Annotated in this window: 12 protein-coding genes; 5 read left to right on the top strand and 7 right to left on the bottom strand. The window is 45.9% G+C overall.

The annotated features are described in order from the left end of the window. Positions 1-5: 5 nt before the first annotated feature. The 6 genes from GWR56_RS11045 to GWR56_RS11070 form a co-directional block, all read right to left on the bottom strand. Positions 6-1,358 carry a hypothetical protein gene (locus GWR56_RS11045; protein ID WP_162431300.1) on the bottom strand — a complete coding sequence of 451 codons (1,353 nt, stop codon included), beginning with the start codon at positions 1,356-1,358 and terminating at the stop codon, positions 6-8. Continuing rightward, on the bottom strand, positions 1,349-2,395 hold the full coding sequence (locus tag GWR56_RS11050) for a hypothetical protein (RefSeq protein WP_162431301.1): 1,047 nt from the start codon (positions 2,393-2,395) through the stop codon (positions 1,349-1,351). The genes GWR56_RS11045 and GWR56_RS11050 overlap by 10 nt, the downstream gene beginning before the upstream one ends. Then, the gene (locus GWR56_RS11055) at positions 2,377-2,694 is read right to left on the bottom strand and encodes a Nif11 family protein (RefSeq protein WP_162431302.1); all 318 of its coding nucleotides are present in this window, start codon (positions 2,692-2,694) and stop codon (positions 2,377-2,379) included. The genes GWR56_RS11050 and GWR56_RS11055 overlap by 19 nt, the downstream gene beginning before the upstream one ends. Before the next feature lie 33 nt (positions 2,695-2,727). Then, a complete protein-coding gene (locus GWR56_RS11060; protein ID WP_162431303.1) occupies positions 2,728-6,036 on the bottom strand; it encodes a type 2 lanthipeptide synthetase LanM family protein in 3,309 nt (1,102 codons plus the stop codon). A gap of 126 nt (positions 6,037-6,162) precedes the next feature. Then, positions 6,163-6,939 (bottom strand): oxygenase MpaB family protein, encoded by a 777-nt coding sequence (locus tag GWR56_RS11065; RefSeq protein ID WP_238395216.1) that lies wholly within the window; start codon positions 6,937-6,939, stop codon positions 6,163-6,165. Continuing rightward, positions 6,924-7,295 (bottom strand): DUF2809 domain-containing protein, encoded by a 372-nt coding sequence (locus GWR56_RS11070; RefSeq protein ID WP_162431304.1) that lies wholly within the window; start codon positions 7,293-7,295, stop codon positions 6,924-6,926. Before GWR56_RS11070 ends, GWR56_RS11065 begins: the two co-directional genes overlap by 16 nt. Positions 7,296-7,562: 267 nt before the next feature. On the opposite strand from GWR56_RS11070, the gene ppsA reads away from it, so the two are divergent. The 5 genes from ppsA (at position 7,563) to map (ending at position 17,800) form a co-directional block, all read left to right on the top strand. Continuing rightward, complete coding sequence (gene ppsA / locus GWR56_RS11075; protein WP_162431305.1) at positions 7,563-10,178, top strand: phosphoenolpyruvate synthase; 2,616 nt, start codon at positions 7,563-7,565, stop codon at positions 10,176-10,178. Positions 10,179-10,278: 100 nt separating this feature from the next. Beyond that, complete coding sequence (locus tag GWR56_RS11080; RefSeq protein ID WP_162431306.1) at positions 10,279-11,871, top strand: DUF6377 domain-containing protein; 1,593 nt, start codon at positions 10,279-10,281, stop codon at positions 11,869-11,871. Between the two features lie 302 nt (positions 11,872-12,173). Then, entirely contained in the window at positions 12,174-15,161 is a 2,988-nt protein-coding gene (locus GWR56_RS11085) for a SusC/RagA family TonB-linked outer membrane protein (protein ID WP_162431307.1), read from the top strand. A gap of 10 nt (positions 15,162-15,171) precedes the next feature. Continuing rightward, the gene (locus GWR56_RS11090) at positions 15,172-16,899 is read left to right on the top strand and encodes a RagB/SusD family nutrient uptake outer membrane protein (RefSeq protein ID WP_162431308.1); all 1,728 of its coding nucleotides are present in this window, start codon (positions 15,172-15,174) and stop codon (positions 16,897-16,899) included. A gap of 133 nt (positions 16,900-17,032) precedes the next feature. Continuing rightward, positions 17,033-17,800, top strand: coding sequence for a type I methionyl aminopeptidase (gene map, locus GWR56_RS11095; RefSeq protein WP_162431309.1), 768 nt, complete (start codon positions 17,033-17,035; stop codon positions 17,798-17,800). Between the two features lie 652 nt (positions 17,801-18,452). Here map and GWR56_RS11100 read toward each other — a convergent pair. Then, on the bottom strand, positions 18,453-19,067 hold the full coding sequence (locus tag GWR56_RS11100; RefSeq protein ID WP_162431310.1) for a hypothetical protein: 615 nt from the start codon (positions 19,065-19,067) through the stop codon (positions 18,453-18,455). Positions 19,068-19,077: the final 10 nt, after the last annotated feature.

Genomic DNA, 19,077 nt, shown 5'->3' on the forward strand with positions numbered 1-19,077 from the left:
ATAGCTCAGGCTAAAGCTACTCTGGGCACGGGCACGTATCTTGCAAAATACTCGTGCTTGGATGTTTTGCTTGGTGTTATCTTACCCCTGAACGGCAGGTACGTAAGGAGTGAGGTAACTACCCGGTTAATATCGGTAAATATGGCTTCGGTGCATTGCGGCACGTTTAAGGCGCTGCCGATGAACTCAATTTCAAGTTGTTGTAAACGGTTGCCGGTGGTATCAATACAATCGTCGATGCTGAGCAGGTAAGCAAATCCATCGCTTAGTTGGAAGGGGATCTTCACCTGCGTTTTTTCAAAGGAATTGAGCAATTTCCATTGATAGCTTTCCAATACTGTTTGCATCGTTCCTGTCGTGCCGTTCCTATCGGTTGTGCGCGAAGCCTGCGTAGTGCGCACCAACACCTGGCCGGTTAAATAAGCATTGTTTTTTATTTTGGGCGAATACTTTTGCGCGGCGGTTTCTACTAGTGTGCAGCTTGTTGAAGCATGCTTTGCGTCGCGGCAAATGTGGTAGCGCCGCATCCTGACCACCTTAGACGGCGAGGGAAGCAACAATCCGGCAGGCAATTCAGCTTGCAGCCATAGCATCAGGTCGTCCGCAGTAATTAAGGCGTTGGTAGCTATGTCAAATTTAGCTTCAATCTCGGGGAAGGCCTTGCCGGTTTCCTGCGGGATGATGTTGGTTAACTTGTGCTGTAACAATAATTCGAGCGAACGATAGTTCATTTCTTTCATCAACCCGTCGCGGTTTATCAGGGCAAGTACCAGTTCAACCGCTACGTTTGTAGGGGATTTTATTTCCAGTCGCGGTCCCATTTCTCCCAAAAACACTAATCCTTTATCCGGGTTAACAACGTACAGATAACGTTCAAAGTCCAGGGTGATCCTGTTGAGTTCGCGTTCTTCGCAAATGCCATCCGGTTCAATACACCAGTGCGCCCGCCGGGATAGCCGGAACGATTCGAGCACCAGCGTTTTTCCGGCTATGCTGATCTGATGTAAGGCGGGGTTAAGACTTTCGCCGGGGTAAGAGGCAATTGATATATCGCCTAATTCTGTTTTTTCGCCGTGGTTTTTTTTGAATTGTATTTTGCCGGTTATGCCCTGGTTTAAGTAGTGCAAAACCGCGGCAGGGTCCATACAATGCAAATTCGCATAAGCGCGTACCCTGAGCGTATAATGGGTGTAATCATTAGCATCCGGCTTTTTATAGAACAAGGTAACCGTATGGCTGAACGGACGCGCGATAGCCTGGAAATTTTGCAGCCTGCTCATTATAATGGGTAGGTCAGCCTTAAAAAAGTCGCCTTTCCACTCAATCCTGTCGTTTATAGTCCGGTTGATCAGATCCATCGGTATTGGTATAAAAAATAGCCTTTTGCCTGTATCCCCTTGCCGGGGACGATAGATAGTTTAACATGGTTTAATGTGCGGTTACACACATCCAGCCCATAGTTCCCTAATAATCCACTGATGTTTCGCTGGCTTTTAGGCCACGTATCGGTGTGGAAGCGGTATTCGGTTATGCCGGGCCAGCTTAAAAAGCCGGTTTTCTTTTCGGGTGTACTTAGGTCATCCCTTACCAATTGCTGCATCAAACGCTCCCATTGCGGGCCGTTGGCATGCGGGGTATGAATATAACACTCAAAACCAACACGCGGACCAACAGCTTTCCCCATCAAATCGATACATAGTACAAAGTGATCTACGCAGGTTGAATAGCGGTTCAGGAGAAATTCCAGTTCTTCCGTAGGCTCATTCCAACCTATGGCAGCCAGATAATCCCGTACCCTGTCAAAGCCTAACCCCGCAATGTTGAGTCGTATGCCATGGCTTTTCCGCGACAGCAAAGCGCCAATATGCGAAACAGTACCCCCTTGCGGCAGCGCGTTAACACATTTGCGGATGTTCTCTTTCAGATCAGCGGCATCACTGTTAAACAGCAGGTCGAGCGTGCCAAACAGTACAGGGCAGGGGTTGGCCAGAGCGGGGTTTATGGCTATAAAGATCCCGGGCGCGGGCAGTTCTTCAAACGCCGATACCACATCTATTTCAAGCCCCAGTTCGTTCATATCCCTGCCAATGCCTGTTTTGTCGTTTAGCCACGGGCGATAGATATTTTGCAGCAAGTGCCAATTGGCCTGAGGGAAGAATTCCGCCGGAATACTCCCCTCAAACCTTGAAATGTTGGCAAAATAATCAACCTGGTCATCGGCATCAAGCCTGCACTCAAATCCGGCAAACGGCAAAAAAGGTAACTTTTCTACCAATGCGTAAATTTTAGCTAATGCCGTAGCCGGCACCAGCGATTGAGGCAGGTACGGGGCAACGGTTCTTACACCATTGACCGCATCCGAATCCCGCGTTGGGGTTACAGTGTGCAAAGGCATCTTTGTGTGCTGGCTCCGCAATCCATAGTATACGAAGGGTTTGGCAGGGTTGATGAAGTTCCGCACCCTGCTTTTACGCTCATAGCCGCTGCCGACATATCGGAACCTGAAGCTACATCGCCGCCTTTTAATTTTGCCATTTCTGCATTAACATCATCGGCAGTGAAAGAATGGCCGTGTTTTGCGCCAAGCGCCGCCATGTTTTCAGCGAAATCGCCGTTTGCTGCCGCGGCTAACGCTTCTTGCTGCAGGTTGGTGTCGGTTAGTAATTGTTGTCTGAAGTTTTCGATTTTTGACATGATTTTATTGGTTTTTAGGTTAATATTAAAAATTTACGATTCCCACAATAACACCGATGGAACAGCCGGCGAATACAAGCGCAGCAACTGGTAGCCAATGCCCGCCATCCCAAGGAACAACCCCGGCTTAAACGCGGTGCTGGGCGTATTGCAAAATAACTGGTAGGTGCCTTCTTCGGCGGCTTGTTTAAGTATCTGCGCAGTCATGGCGTCAACCTGTAGGGCAAGCTGGGGCCTGTTTAATTTGCGCGAGGCTTCCAGCAAAAAATCCATACGGCCAAAGTTTCCGCAGCATAAGTAGTCGGGGTGGTCTGTGCCAAACTCAAGGGTGCAGTTTATCGCGGCATCAATGTGTTCGCCGGTTATGGCTGAGGTGTTAACGTTAAAAGTGGCCAGCCTTGCAAGGCCAATGCCCGGCGCCCCGTGGCACCATGTGGTGGTAAACCCATAGCTGCCTTCTTTAAATGAGAACGACCGCAGATCGGGCCAGTTTTTATGTTCTGCCGAATACATCGCATCCTCAAAAGCTATTCCCTTATTAGCCGTTTCTAAATAGGCGGTGTTCCCGGTAATGGTATATAGCCTTAATAATGCATAGGCAATACCTGCCGCCCCGTGCGCGAAACCGCAAAGCGGGGTATCCTCAAAGGTAAGCCAGGCCTCGTGGCCGTTATAGTTGGTAATTTGTGTGGTCAAATGTTCGCCGCACCAGATAGCGCGCTGCAAAACATCGGGGTTTTTAGCGGCCCTGTATATTGCCAGCAGGCCTAATATCGCGCCCGAGCTACCGCTGATGATATCCAAGTGCTTGTCCTGATCGATAACTTTTTTTGTGATAAAGGTTGATGCCGCGTAAGCATCATTTAGCAGATCGGGCTCACCTAACAGGTCAGCCATGCGGGTGAGTGCATATATAAAAGAGCCAATGCCTGATGCCGCGCCTATTTTCAAAAGCCGGGCGTATTCTTCCCTTTCGGCTTCGTTTTCCACTTGTAACTGGCTGCGTAAGGTTGACAGCGCGTTTAGCGCAAGCGTTTTGTATTTAGCTGTTCCGCTGATCTGATATAAGGTAGCTAAGAACAGCGCGATGCCGCAACGGCCACTGTACATGCTATCGTCAAGCGGCTGCAACTGGTAGCGGTCGGCTTCAGGGAAGTGGGCAAGCCCTATCCAGTTTAAGCTATTTCCAGCGCCAATAATAGCTGTATCCGCTATTGCATCGCCGATCCTGACGGCTTCGGCCAGCAATTCATCGGGGCTTAGTTTAGCGGGGATATCATTCAACCCGGGCTTTTTTTCCTTCAAGGCATCCAGCCGCTCATAGTTTTGCGAAAAGCGCGCGTGGAACGCCCCGCGGATAATGGTCACCTGCTGCGCAAGCTTTTCGGAGTTCATCGCGCCGACCCGCTCAGCCAGGTCGTCGAAGCTTGTCGACCTGAAAAAATTTGGTATTACCTTGCCGGATTTAAGGATAAGCGCAGTACCGCCGGTTGAACAGGAAAAATAAGGGATATCCATGCTCAGCAGGTCGGTTTGCTCTTCTTCAAATATCGGCCAGCTTTTAGGCTGTTCTTTTTCCGACAAATAGGCCACCGCCAGCGCGTCGATCTCTATACTAAAATCCATGCCGCTTTGCAACGCATCCGGCTGCATGGCATTGCGTAAAATGGTTGAATAAATGTTGGTAGACCGGTACACATAACGGATATGTTGGTTTTTGAAAATGCCAAAAGCAGTTTCCTTTTCCATCGGCGACAGATCATAGATAAACTGATAGAACCGCTCAAACCCGGCAATGATATTATCGGTGTAAGGCTGAAAAGATATTGCCTCTCCGTTGAGTAAAGGCATGTTTTGTTTTTGGGGGCGCTCATATGCTTTATACTTTCGCGACATAGAATCTGTATTGATGCCGGTCCATTCCAGTCGTTTGGTGCGCTCCTGCCCCTGGTCTTCGCTGCCAAAGCCGCTAATATCAACCGACATTTTAGGATCTTTGCCAAATTCCCAGCGGGGCAGCATGCCGGTACGTAATACCGAATCCCAGAAATGTTCTTCCATATCGCGCGCAATCTTTGTTTCCTGCTGACCAAAAACTGCTTTGTTTACATATGGATGCAATAGGGTTTCGGTATCAACCAATACAGGGTATTCGCCCATCGCGATAATGTTCTCGTAATGGCAATCAACACCGCCCAATAAATATATCGCCGCTAACAATATCCCCGAACGCTCGTAAAAACGGTCGATCTGTTCGGGAGCGGTGCAACTATTGTGCGCTATGTATTCAACCCAGCAATGCGAGCCCGCATCCAGTATTTTAGATACATGAAAAGCCGGGCATTCACCCTGCATTCGGTTGTTGCACCAGTTCAAAAAATTATAATAAGCGGCTTCGACGCCGCCATTTTTAGGCTTATATATCAGCTTGCTGCCCGATGCAAAGTGTACCGCTACTACCGTTCTGCTTCTGTTGTGGTAATCAGACAAACCAGTATCAATGTTTACCAACTTATCAACGCCGGGTCCGAACGTTGTTTGAATAGATGTCCAGTCATCTTGTAAGCGGGTAATGAACTCGATGGTGGTTTCCAGCCACCCCGATATTCGTTGTGCAATTACCCTGGCCAGGGCGGTGTATTTGGCAAAGAACCCCGCCAGCCCGTCGGTTTTTTCGCGGGCGATAAACGCCTGGTAATGGTTATCTTTTTGCGCGGTGAAGACAGGTTCCTGCAATAAGGTATTCAGCATATTGATGGCAGGCGGGCGGAACGCTTTAAATTCGCCATACAGGCACGGGCCCATATCTTCTGCCAGTTGAGCAAGCAAAGCGGCCTGATACTGATCTAAAACCGCGGGTGATATTTTTTCTGTAACAAATATATCCTGCTGTCTGCTTAGGTGTTCATCAAGTTGTTTACGGGCATATTGTGCGAAGGGATAGCAAAGTTCCCAAAACGGCACATGTGTAAGTAAGCTTTCGCGTATAGTAGCGTCAAGTGTATCGGGCAAAAACGACACCAGGGCTTCCATGCAATTATTAAGCAATGTTGTCCAGTCGCCTGTGTCATGATCGGGGTAAAAGTTATCGTCGGTCAATAACCGTCGGGCAGCATCCTCGTCAAGGCCATCCCAGCTTAAACGCTTCAAAAATAAATCTGCTTTGCCCCGGGCAGCTGTTTGCGCCCATTTTGTTAAACGCTGTTCGGTAGTTTCATCCCCGGCAACAGGCAAACCGTACATTCCGGGCTGACTGATACGCTCTGTTAAAAACTGGCCCCGAACTGATAAACCGAAAATGTCGGTCTGTCCTTCAGATAAAACAGCGGCGTTAGGGTCCATTTATTGAATAATAAGGTTTCAATAAATGTAACTATATGACGTATCTGCATAAAAGGCTTTTTTCACCTATTAACAGGGTGTTTTTAGCTGTTTAATTATAAGGCCCGAGATATTTTTCGGTGATGATCATAAAGCACCCTTATCCAACGCCCTTATCCGGCTTTTATATGCGACGGGCAAAAGGGCATCTCTTAAAAGATATTTTAACTTTATTATGCCCGATAGTTTGTACATAAAGAGTAATGGTTTTAGCAGGGTGCCGCCTTTAAGGCCAAGCATGTTTTTTACCGGCGTTGGTACAAGCAGCGCCTGCACCATTCTTAACAGCCAATACCGCGGGTTGCCCAAATGCTTTCGGTATTGCTTATAAAGGTCCTGCGTCAGATCGCTATATTGCAGATTGAGTTTTAAACGTAAGGCCCGCTGTGCTGCCCAATCTTCGTAATTAAGAGCTAAGCCTTTCAGGTTCATGCGCGTGCCTACTTTGTAAAATATGCGAAATACTTCCGCCTTTTCCTCGTTGGTCAGCTTCCTTTCAAGCAGTTCATAAGAACGTACAGAATAATCTATCAGCATATCCAATACATCCAGGTAGGCCCAGTCGGGTATCCTGTCGCCCCGGGCGGTTTCAACATGTTGATGTATGGCGTTTATCTGGTCGATGGCCGCATGCGCGCCGTCATCCGTAGAAAACAGGATGCGGTGCGAGTAAGTAACGGTTGAGAACAGGCGCCCCAGCGGGTCGGCAGGCAGCTTCCCGGTAAAGTATAGCCAGTCTACCGCTTTGTTAAGCGCGAACTCGGCGGCCGCTCCGGCGAAAATAAACAAAACCGTGTCGGCGTTAGCCCAAATTTTCCGTACAATGGAGCCTTCCCCAACAAAATATCTTATATCGCTCTCCATAACCTTTCTATCAACCAAACGAACAATATGCCCAAAGTGTACATCAGTATATCATTCCATGAAAAACTGGTGCCCAGTATCAGGCGCGCCATAGCCGAGTTGTGCAGCCCAAGCCGGTTGATCAGGTGCAGCCGTTGGCTAAACTCCATAAGGTAGGCAAACAGCAACACGCAGATTGCCGTATAGTTGCTGTTAAAATCAGCAAAGCTGCGGATACCGCAATAAAGCAATATCACCACCAAAAAGTCGCCGCCGTAGGGGCGTATAAATGCATCGTTCAGGCACAGGCCGATCAGGACCTCCGCCGCCAAAAATATCAACGCTAAAAAGAAGTACACTTTATTTAACTTAAGCATTATTAAAAGTACTTTGTGTTTCAAAGTAACGGATTATATTTTATTAAAGCAAATTTTTGCTGACAACAAGGTTGCCGGGTGGGTAATCAGGCTGTTAAGAAATATAGGCTTTTTGGATATAGGAGAGAAGCTTTAAATGGTGGTTTATAATTGGTAAACGTAAAAAACGGGCATATAGTTCGCACAAAAAAATATAGTTTGAAAAAGGGTTTCAGGTGTAAAAGCATAGATATATTTGAACTATTGGCAATAAAAAAATAAGTAAATATGGGTGATTACGTACTTGATTTTCAGGAAATAGATAGCGCGCAGCTTGCGCTGGCTGGTGGCAAAGGCACCAATCTCGGAGAACTTAGCAGGCTTGATGGCATACAAGTGCCCGGTGGTTTTTGTGTTACCACCGCGGCTTTTATTAAGGCCTTGAGCACATCACCGCAGTTTAAGCAATTACTTGACGCATTGGCGCTTTTAAAAATTACTGACAGGGATAGGATAGCTGATATGAGCGGGGAGATACGCCGTGTTATCGAGGCTATAGCTATACCCGCAGATATACAGGATGAGGTTAGTAACTCACTTTTAAAATTTGGCGAAGGGCATGCGTATGCGGTGCGGTCGAGCGCTACGGCCGAGGACCTGCCAACAGCATCATTTGCCGGCCAGCAGGATACGTACCTGAATGTTATTGGCAAAGAGGAGATACTAAAGCATATCAGCAAGTGCTGGGCATCGTTGTTTACTGAGCGGGCCATATTTTATCGCATGCAAAACGGTTTCGATCATCGTAAGGTTTACCTGGCCGTTGTGATCCAAAAAATGATCTTCCCCGGTGCGGCAGGGATCATGTTCACCGCCGATCCGGTCACCTCGAACAGAAAAGTAGTATCTATTGATGCCGGTTTTGGTTTGGGCGAGGCCCTTGTATCCGGCCTGGTGAATGCTGATAATTATAAAGTATGCAACGGCGAACTAACAGATAAGAAGGTATCAGCAAAAAAACTGGCTATATACGCGGTGAAAAATGGCGGTGTTAAGCAAGAGACGATAGAAGACGCGCAGCAAAGCAGGCAAGCACTTACAGACGCGCAGATATTGGAGCTTGCAAGTACAGGCAGATTGATAGAACAATACTTCGGCTGCCCGCAGGATATAGAATGGTGTTTGGCCGGTGATACCTTTTATATTGTACAAAGCCGCCCCATTACTACTTTATACCCCATCCCGGAAGTGAACGACACTGAAAACCATGTGTATATATCCGTAGGTCACCAGCAAATGATGACCGATGCCATTAAACCATTGGGATTGTCGTTTTGGCTGTTAACAACCCCTGCACATATGCGTGTAGCCGGGGGGCGCTTATTTGCAGATGTTACTCAAATGCTGGCTTCGCCCGGCACCAGGAACACGATAATAAATACGCTGGGAAAATTCGACCCGCTGGTAAAAGAGGCGTTAACAACCGTTGTAGACCGCGGCGATTTTATAAAAACGATATTGGATGATAACACAAACCCGGTACCGGCTAAAGACGGTAAACCGGCGCCACTGCCTAATTACCAGGCCCTGAACGAATACGACCCGACAATGGTTTCCGGTTTGATAAACCGCAGCCGGGCAGCAATAAATGCGTTGGAACAAAATATCTTGTCAAAATCGGGCCCGGCCTTGTTTGACTTTATCCTGGAAAATATTGGGGAATTAAAAAAGGGCATTGCAGAGCCCCAAAGTATGGGCGTTATTATGACGGCTATGAATGCGGCATCGTGGATCAATGAGAAAATAGAGTTGTGGCTGGGCGAGAAGAACGTGGCCGATAAGCTTTCGCAATCGGTACCTGATAACATCACTTCGGAAATGGGCCTGGATTTGCTCGAAGTTGCGGATGTGATTCGCCCATACCCGCAGGTAATTGAGTATTTGCAACACATAAAGGACGATCAATTTTTGGACGGACTGCTTCGATTTGATGGCGGACAGGAAACCCGTGACGCGTTTGATACTTATCTAAATAAATACGGGATGCGTTGTGCCGGCGAAATTGATATCACGAGAGATCGTTGGAGCGAAAAGCCGGCAACATTGGTGCCCCTGATATTAAGCAATATCAAAAATTTTGAACCCGGCGCCCGGGCCAGGAAGTTTGAACAAGGGCGGCGCGAAGCCCTGGAAAAAGAGCAGGAGTTATTACACAGGTTAAAACAATTACCGGATGGAGAGGAGAAAGCCCGCGAGTTTAAACGCATGACAGACCTGGTACGAAATTATGCAGGCTATCGCGAGTATCCGAAATACAGCATCATCAGCCGCTATTTTATTTATAAGCAGGCTTTACTAAAAGAAACTGCCCGACTAGTGCAGATAAAAGTTATACGCGAGAAAGAAGATATATACTACCTTACTTTTAACGAATTGCGGGAAGTAGTAACCACCGGCAAACCGGATTACGAATTGATCACCCAACGAAAAGAGGACTATGAATTGTACAAAAAGCTCAGTCCGCCGCGTGTAATGACATCCGACGGTGAAATCATAACCAGCAGCTACGGGCCTGAAAACCTGCCGGCAGGGGCCATTGCGGGCCTGGCTGTTTCATCCGGTGTGATAGAGGGGCGCGCCAGGGTTATCTTAAAAATGGAAGATGCGGATATACAAGAAGGGGACATTTTGGTAACCCCTTTTACCGACCCCAGCTGGACGCCTCTATTTGTATCTGTAAAAGGGCTGGTAACCGAAGTGGGCGGACTGATGACCCATGGTGCGGTAATAGCACGTGAATACGGCTTGCCGGCAGTTGTGGGTGTAGAAAATGTTGCCAAAACCATTAAAGACGGGCAGCGCATTCGTGTAAACGGTACAGACGGCTATATTGAGTTGTTATAAAAGCGCGCGAAAATAAACAAAAATAAATTTCCGTTTTAAACACCGTCAAATAAACAGTTATTCGGTTAGCTTTGCGAATTGCTTATCAAAAAGCGTAACTATGAAAAAGCTTTTGCTATTCGTTCTGGTAGGTTTGCCCCTTATCGCTAATGCGGCATCACCGTCGCCGTCCGACAGTTTGCTGAAGGTGCTCAGGGCTGAGATAGCCCGTAAAAGTATATATGACAAGCAAAAAGACGAACAGATTGCCGCGCTAAGGCAAAAGCTTTATGCAAAACAACCGTCGGATCTGATGGCGAAATATAACGCCACTTTGGGCCTGTTCGAGGCTTTTAAAGATTACCGTTTTGATTCTACGTTTCATTACGCCCAACAACTGGTAGATATCAGCGTACAGCTGCATGATAACAGTAAACTTGCGGAGAACCGCCTGCGTTTAGGCACAACGCTTATAACATCGGGCATGTTTAAGGAAACATTTGATTGCCTGCGCGAAGTAAAACGCAGGTGGTTAGACAAGCAACTGAAAAAATCATACTATGTACTTTATTCCTGGGCATGGTCTGATCTGTCGAAGTACAATGCCGATCGTTTTTATGCACCCGAGGACCGCGAAAGGAAGTATCGTTACCTCGACTCGGCCATCGCGTTAGCAGATAGCGGGTCCTTTGAGCAATTGATATTAAAGGCGCAGCAACAACCAAACATAGGGCCTCACCCGTCGCGGTATTATATGGAGCTGATGAACCGCAAACTTTCGGCACACGAGGAAGCGATGGTAGTTACCGGCTTAAGCCGGTATCGTACCGGCGACGAAAAACTGAGGCTGCTGGCCATAGCCGCTATAAATGATGTGCGTACCTCTACCTATAGGGCACAGGCCATGCTCGAATTAGGTAACGCCCTTTTTGACCGGGGAAGGCTTGATGATGCCTACTTCTTTTTACAACAGGCGCTTGACCAGGCCAACAAATTTGGAGCGCGTATGCAACGTTACCAGGTTGCGCGTGCATTGCCGGTAGTAGCCGCCGAGCGCGACATGAGTGCCAAACGCGAGCGGCAGCACTTCCTGATATTCCTGGCATCGGTAGTGGTGATAACGATAATTACCGGTCTTGTGGGCTTTATTATTTTTGTGCAGCTAAAAAAAGTACGGGCAGGCGAACGTGTGATACGCGAGACCAATCGGCTTTTGGCCAAACAGAATAATATGTTATGGGAAGAGGGGCGAATAAAAGAAGAATACATCGGTTTTTTTTTCAGTGAGCTATCGCGGCATATTGTTAAGCTTGATAAGCTGAAGAACCAGGTGCATAGAAAGGTAAAGTCGGGCAGTTTTGACGAGGCACTGCGCCAGTTGGAAAACGTAGACATACACGAGGAACGCCAGCGGCTGTTCAATACTTTTGACCAGGTATTTTTAAAATTATTCCCCGATTTTATTGAGGCGGTAAACGCCATGCTGCCCGAAGAGGACCAGTTTAAGCCAAAGGCTGCAGGTACGCTTACTACCCAACTGCGGATACTCGCCCTAATGCGTTTGGGCATCAACAACAACGAGATGATCGCAAATATTTTAGAATACACCGTAAATACCGTTTATACCTACCGTTTTCGCCTGCGTACTAAGGCCCTTATTCCGGGTGATGACTTTGAACAACGCATTATGGGTATAGAAATTGCCACCGAATAGGCTTATCCTACTTTGATTTTTCTCTCCTTGCGCTTTTTTAAATACCTGTAAAACAAACAGTTATTTTTTTTACAATTTAGATTTTTCGCGGCGGGCGTTACTGCGGCTTGTATTTGCCAATTAACAGGGCGTACTTGCACTGTAAACCAATACATCCCGGAGACATCCGGTTTTACTACCTACAAAATCTTTTTGATCATGAGAAACGCTGTTTGCGAGAAGGCGCCTCCTTAATGCGCCGTGCATTGCCTGGCCGGGGCATCGTGCCGGCAAACCATCCATTTACCCACTAAATCAATTTTATGTATAAACAATTTTTACTTAGTATAAGCGCGATTGTGCTGCTGCTGATGCTTGGCGGCACGGCGATGGCTCAAAACACCACCATAAGCGGCAAAATAACTGACAGCGCTGATGGCTCGACAATGCCTGGTGTAAGCGTTGTTGTAACAGGTACCACTATTGGTACCACTACCGATGCCAACGGCCGATATAGCCTGAGCATACCATCAACGGCAAAGAGCCTTACCTTAACATTTATAGGTTACACCACCAAACAAGTACCGTTAACGGGTGCTACAACATTAAACATTACTTTAACCCAATCCAGCAATGCCCTTAGCGAGGTAACGGTAGTAAGCGTAGGGTACGGCACGCTTGATAAACGCGAGGTATCAAGCGCCATTGCCCACGTATCAGGCAAAGACCTTTTACCGGTATCGGCAAACAACCCCTTGATGTCTTTACAGGGAAAAGTTGCAGGCTTAACCATCACCAACACAGCCAGCGGCGACCCTAATTCATCACCAAACGTACAATTGCGTGGTATATCATCCCGTAATGCCGGGTTGGGCCCGCTTTACGTAGTTAACGGTATCCCGGGTGGTAATATTGATAACATTAATCAAAATGATATTGAAAGTATCGACGTACTGAAGGGCGGGGCAGCGGCAGCGATTTACGGTACCCGCGGCAGCAATGGCGTTATTATTATTACCACCAAGAAAGGCACGTCACAATCGCGTTTTTTTTATGATGGTTACGCAGCGTTCGACTATGTGACAAACCGCCTTGAAAACCTTTCGGCTGACGACTTTGTGAAGTACCGGGTATCAGCCAAGCAAGGCCAGGATTACGGCGCCCGTACCGACTGGTTGAAAGCTGTTACCAATTCTCCTGCGTTTAGCCAGAAACATACTGTACAGATGTCTGGCGGTTCAGACAAAACAAATTATTTTGCTTCGGCAGATTATCGGAATGCGGATGGTATCGACCTTAGGGCGCATAAAAAAGAATATGGAGCACGTATCAATATTACGCATACTACCGACGATAACTTCCTTACCGCCACGCTGAACGTTGCACCCCGTTTCATGACGACCAGTAACGCAGACCAGGGCAACTTTAACAACGCTTTAACGCTTAACCCAACTTATTCCATCTACGATGATAAGGGTAAGTATAGCTACATCAACACGGGTTTCTTCTCAAACAACCCTGTTGAGAACGGCCGGCTCATTAAATCAGAAGGTGACATTAAGGAGTTGGACATGAATGCATCATTAAAAGCCAACATCCTGAAAAACCTGAGCACCACGGTTACTATTTCTGAGATAAGCCGTTCTGCCCGCAGCATGAACTTTGCGCCGTCGACACTGTCGAGTATCGTTCACGCAAACAAAACCACTCAAACCAACTATGCATCGCAAAGCCAGGAGGAAAATGATCAAAAGAACGTAGAGTGGACGGGTAACTACTCGCTTAACCTGGGGCGCAATCATTTTAAATTATTGGGTGGTTACTCGTATTCGATATATAACTATAAACAGTTTTCTGCACAGAACTACGACTTCCCTTTCGACATCTATCTTTGGAATAACCTGGGCTCGGGCTTGTACAATGGCGGGGCGGCCGGCCAGGGGCAGTCGGCTGTTGGATCAACCCAAAACGGCTCAACACTTATAGCTTTTTTCGGGCGGTTAAACTATGATTTTGACAGCAAATACATCCTTACTGCAAGTTTACGTCACGAAGGTTCATCAAAGTTTGGTGCAAATAACAAATGGGGCGATTTTCCTGCGGTTTCCGGTGCCTGGCGCATATCTGAGGAGGAGTTTTTGAAGAACAGCGTGTCATGGATCAACGATTTAAAAATAAGGGCTGATTATGGTATAACCGGTAACCAGGACTTTGGTAACTACCTTTCGTTGCTGTTATATGGTGGTGCCGGATATTTCCCGTTTAATGGCGTGCAATACCAGGTGTATGGTCCGGCTCAGAACGTAAACCCTAACCTAAGCTGGGAGCGTTCTACAAACATCAACGTAGGTGTCGACTTCACAATGCTAAACAGCCGTTTAAGCGGTTCTATTGATTACTATGTACGCACCAATAAAGATTTGCTGGGCTCTTATCAAGTCCCTCTTCCGCCAAACCCGCAAGATAATACTTTCACCAATGTGGGTACAATGCGCAACAACGGTATCGAGGCAACTTTGACTGGTCACATTGTGAGGGGCAGTCAATTTAACTATAACGCCAGTGTTGCTTTTTCTTATAATAAAAACAAATTCATTTCTTTTTCTAATAATCTTTATAAAGGAGCGCCGTTTCAGGATGTTGCAGGCTTACCGGCACCCGGTTCGCCAGGGGCAATCCAACGGATACAGGAAGGGCATAGCATAGGCGAGTTTTATACTTTGCGTTCTGCCGGTGTAAATGATAACGGCGAATTACTTGTATACAAAAATGACGGAACAATTGTAGTAGCTAATCAGGCGTCCGATCAGGACAGACAATTTGTAGGTAATGGTTTGCCAAAATTCGTAGCGTCAATGAATAACAGTTTTCAGTATAAACGCTTTGATTTAAATATCTTTCTGCGAGGAGCATTTGGATATAAAATATTCAACACCCCCGCGTTTTACCTCGGTACACCGTCAAGCCAACCTGACGCAAACGTGCTTAAATCGGCATATGATGGTAAAAGCAAATATTCAAAACTGACCAACAACTCTACTACATCAATTGCATCTGATTACTTCCTTGAATCAGGCTCGTTTGTAAAGATCGATAATGTATCTATGGGTTACACACAACCGCTAAGATCAAAATATCTTAAATCTGTAAGGTTATACGCAGCCGGAAGGAACATCCACACGTTTACCAAATACACAGGTGGCGACCCTGACCTGATACAGATAAACGGCCTTACTCCGGGGGTTAATACGTCGCTGAACTATTACCCTTCAACCCTTCAACTAATATTTGGTCTGCAGGCAACATTCTAATCTTAATAACATGAAAAAGCACAAATTATATATAACAGGATTGTTGCTAACGGCACTTGTTGGCGGCAGTTGTACAAAACTGGATGAGCACGTTTACGATAAGGTAGATGCCGCAGGTTTCTTAACCCGTCGTGACGATGTTATTCGCGATTTTCTTCGCCCCTTTGAGCACGGTTACTGGAGTATACAAGGTAACGACGTGTATGCGGCAGGTGAAAATGCCAGTGATGAGATAGGTACCTATAACCGCCAGGGCGACTGGCAGGACGGGGGGTACTATCAGCGTATGCACTATCACACATGGAACATTAACGATGGTTTTACAAGCGGTGCATGGAAAAATTTCTACCAGGGGATTGTTTTAGCTACCAATTCATTGCAGGATATGGAAGCTATATCAGACCCTGCGAAATTAAGTGTTACTCCTGAAGAGCTTGCGGATTTTAAATCTGAACTGCGTACGCTACGTGCCTGGTTCTACCTAAGGGCGTTTGACTTTTACCGGAATATAGAAATTGTTACCGATGTTAAAAGCTCGACTCAAGGTAACCCGCAATCAACCCCTCAGGAAACTTTCGCTTATATCGAAAAGGAATTAACCGAGTCAATACCGGATCTGCCAACCCGCGACCAGCTTGGCGCCAATGGTATAGGCCGCTGGACAAAGGCAGGTGCGGCGGCTCTTTTGGCAAGATTATATTTAAACGCTAAGGTGTACACTGGCACTGAAAAATTCACTGAATGCGAAGCGGTATGCCGTGATATTATCACCGGTAAGTACGGTAGCTACCAGTTAGATACGCGTTGGGATGCACCGTTTGACTATACAAACAAAACGGTTAACTCTGAAACTATTTATGGTTTCCCCGGTACTTTAGCCCGTACGCACTGGCAGTATGACGGCGGCATGTTTTGGTGGAGTATTACCTATGATGCTCCTCTATATTTAGGATTTTCTGATTGGGGTGGTGCTAATCCCCGTTTTGCACTGCAGCCCGGCCGCGATGTAGACAGCGTTGAATATAACTTTCAACTGGGCAAGCCATTTGTTAAGTTTCAAAGATACCCGGATGATCTTCGCTTAAAAAAGTATAAAAACCTGGGCAATAGTACCCGCGAAGGCATGTTCTTATACGGTTATCTGCCGTTTACACGTGTAGTGGATGGTAAAACAGTGCAAGACACCGTACGTGGCAACAAAGGGCCATATCCATTGTTCATTCGCGACCAGGTAGGCCAATTCCTTGGTGCTAAACCCGGTACAAAGATCGCTGATAAAGAATCGAACATGAATCACGCCGATCATAACTCGGGTGTGTTTTTAGTTAAATATCCCATTTACCCTACGCCAGATCCTAACCGTATTACATCAGCTTATGCAGAAATAAGGCTTACGGAGATCTACTACACACTGGCCGAATGCCTTTATCGTAAAGGCGATAAGGCAGGGGCAGCACAGTTGCTGAACCAGGTAAGGAAGCGTAACTATCCGGAGGGGTCTCCAAGCTTGTACAAAGCGGATGGCAGCCAGTTAACCGATCAGGAAATGCTGGATGAGTGGGGCAGGGAGTTCCTGGGGGAAAACCGCCGTCGTACCGACCTGATACGCTGGGGTGTGTTTTCCACCGGTACCTGGTGGGATAAGCAACCTGATGCTGATAACCATACGGAGATTTTCCCTATAGGCAGAGATATTCTTAATATAAACCCGCAATTAAAGCAAAATCCGGGTTATTAAGATTGGTTGATTGGTTTATGCGGCGGCGTCTTCAAAATGAGGGCGCCGCTTTTTTTATAGAATGTCAGGAAAGCGTTGTCAGCGCATCGAAATGAATCTTAATCGTTAATTTTGACGTAGATAAAAATTTGAGATGTCAATAACTACAGAGGACGAAAGAATAGGGATGCAACAAGCAAGCGACGCTGTTGCGATCGCCCTTAGAAAGATGCGCGAATTTGCCAGGCCTGGTATTTCAACAAAGGAACTCGACGAGTACGGCGGTGAGTTGCTGGCACAAATGGGCGCATACTCCGCACCTAAGTTAACTTATGACTTCCCTGGCTATACATGTATTAGCATCAACGAAGAGGCTGCGCATGGCATACCATCGGCAAATAAGATATTAAAAGAGGGTGACCTGGTAAATATCGATGTATCAGCAGAATTAAACGGCTATTGGGCCGACAACGGCGGTTCATTTGTGTTGGGCGAGGATATTCATGGGCATGGCAAACTCGTTGACACATCGAAAGAGATATTGCGAAAAGCCATCAGTAATATCAAAGGTGGTGTAAGGGTTTCAGAGATAGGCAGGCTAATAGAAACCGAGGCGAAGAAAGCCGGGTATACAGTAATAAAAAACCTTACAGGCCATGGTGTGGGCCGCAGTTTGCACGAAGAGCCGCATGAGATAGCAAACTATTGCGATAAATATAATACAACGCGGTTTAAGAAGAATTCGGTAGTAGCAATAGAAACTTTTATATCAACCCGGTCGACCATTGCCGATACACAAGCAGACGGCTGGACACTTATCGGCAACAGGGGAGGTTTTGTGGCCCAGCATGAACATACCATTATGGTTACAGGTGGCCAGCCGGTAATACTTACTGGGCAGAACGGTATTTGGGATCAATAAAATCAGTCGGCACTCTTGAGGGTTTCTAACTCCCTTTGTAAATGAGTAAGATATTTAGGTTTACAAACCTCGTAGGCAATCAAAGAAGATATAGAAATAAAAAGGGACAAATCAATTTTACTTGATTTGTCCCTAGAGGTGATCCCTGTGGTACCTATATCGAACCGATTTATTGAGAAAATGAAAAAGATTGGGCAGATAAAAAACGAAAAGAAGGACGAGTAATAGCTTCAAGTCAAATTTTTATGGTCAATGTCCAACAAAGAAAAGGGAAAGAACAAAAAAAACTTACTATCAAACTTCCCACAAAAACTCCAACAGCGATCAAAACCATTTTTATGAATAATAAAATCCCCTGTTCATGTTCACTAAATTTATTCAAAATATCTGAGCGAAAAATAGTTGATATGCCCGAAAGGAGCAGGGTGAAAATCAGTGGTAGAACCAGCAGCATTAGAAAAAGAGCTCATCTTGCATACAGATTAAAAATGGGTTTGAGGAATTTAGCGTAATATAAAATAAAATAGCAAAATATATTATATCTGGCTATACTCCGTGAACGCTATGGTATCTACTTCGAACCAGTTTATTGAGAAGCTAAGAAAAATAGCCGATTTTATGGTAACCTAGTGATTTATAAAATAGCGTTAACTCATTTTTGCAACTCTATCAACAACTGATCAATTTCTTTCGAAACCTCAGTTTGAGAAGTGCTTTTTCCCAATCCTATTAAATACAATTTTTTGCATATTTCAACAAGTAGTCCCATGTGTGAAGTTTGATCAGGCGACCAAGTCTCCGCATTTATAATATGACCATCTACAACCGCGCTTAAATAACTTGTCTCGCCGTCGAACCCCATTGTCTTTTCTTCTGGTTGACGAGTCTGTTTGAGAGCTATATTAAATAAGGTCAAAATTCTATTATAAAAATCTTTGGTAATTTCAGTAGAAGCATGTTTCACTTTTACTTTACTTTTATTTTTTGAATACCAATAGCTTGTAGATAGATGGTTAGAATTGATAAAAAAGTGATTGGCTTTTTCTTCAACAGAGAAAGCAAATTCTGAAGAGAAAGAAGGAATCAATGTATACCGAGCCGATGGCTTGTCAGAAAAATCTTTATAAAGCAATGGGAATAACCCGATATAGTAGTCTTTTAAAATTCCGGTTTCCGAATTTAATTCTGAGGGTTTTAGATATTTATCTTGACCAGAGGCCGTTAAAATATATATATAAGTCAAAAGGATGCAAAAAATGTATTTCATCAGTTCTGAA

The organism is Mucilaginibacter sp. 14171R-50 (assembly GCF_010093045.1).
In the GTDB taxonomy this organism is placed as follows: domain Bacteria; phylum Bacteroidota; class Bacteroidia; order Sphingobacteriales; family Sphingobacteriaceae; genus Mucilaginibacter.

What these genes read in the sequence shown, in the direction of transcription:
- GWR56_RS11070 (WP_162431304.1), bottom strand. Translation starts at nt 7,295, where the DNA reads ATGCTTAAGTTAAATAAAGTGTACTTCTTTTTAGCGTTGATATTTTTG.
- GWR56_RS11055 (WP_162431302.1), bottom strand. Translation starts at nt 2,694, where the DNA reads ATGTCAAAAATCGAAAACTTCAGACAACAATTACTAACCGACACCAAC.
- GWR56_RS11090 (WP_162431308.1), top strand. Translation starts at nt 15,172, where the DNA reads ATGAAAAAGCACAAATTATATATAACAGGATTGTTGCTAACGGCACTT.
- ppsA (WP_162431305.1), top strand. Translation starts at nt 7,563, where the DNA reads ATGGGTGATTACGTACTTGATTTTCAGGAAATAGATAGCGCGCAGCTT.
- GWR56_RS11085 (WP_162431307.1), top strand. Translation starts at nt 12,174, where the DNA reads ATGTATAAACAATTTTTACTTAGTATAAGCGCGATTGTGCTGCTGCTG.
- GWR56_RS11065 (WP_238395216.1), bottom strand. Translation starts at nt 6,939, where the DNA reads ATGGAGAGCGATATAAGATATTTTGTTGGGGAAGGCTCCATTGTACGG.
- GWR56_RS11045 (WP_162431300.1), bottom strand. Translation starts at nt 1,358, where the DNA reads ATGGATCTGATCAACCGGACTATAAACGACAGGATTGAGTGGAAAGGC.
- GWR56_RS11100 (WP_162431310.1), bottom strand. Translation starts at nt 19,067, where the DNA reads ATGAAATACATTTTTTGCATCCTTTTGACTTATATATATATTTTAACG.
- GWR56_RS11060 (WP_162431303.1), bottom strand. Translation starts at nt 6,036, where the DNA reads ATGGACCCTAACGCCGCTGTTTTATCTGAAGGACAGACCGACATTTTC.
- map (WP_162431309.1), top strand. Translation starts at nt 17,033, where the DNA reads ATGTCAATAACTACAGAGGACGAAAGAATAGGGATGCAACAAGCAAGC.
- GWR56_RS11080 (WP_162431306.1), top strand. Translation starts at nt 10,279, where the DNA reads ATGAAAAAGCTTTTGCTATTCGTTCTGGTAGGTTTGCCCCTTATCGCT.
- GWR56_RS11050 (WP_162431301.1), bottom strand. Translation starts at nt 2,395, where the DNA reads ATGCCTTTGCACACTGTAACCCCAACGCGGGATTCGGATGCGGTCAAT.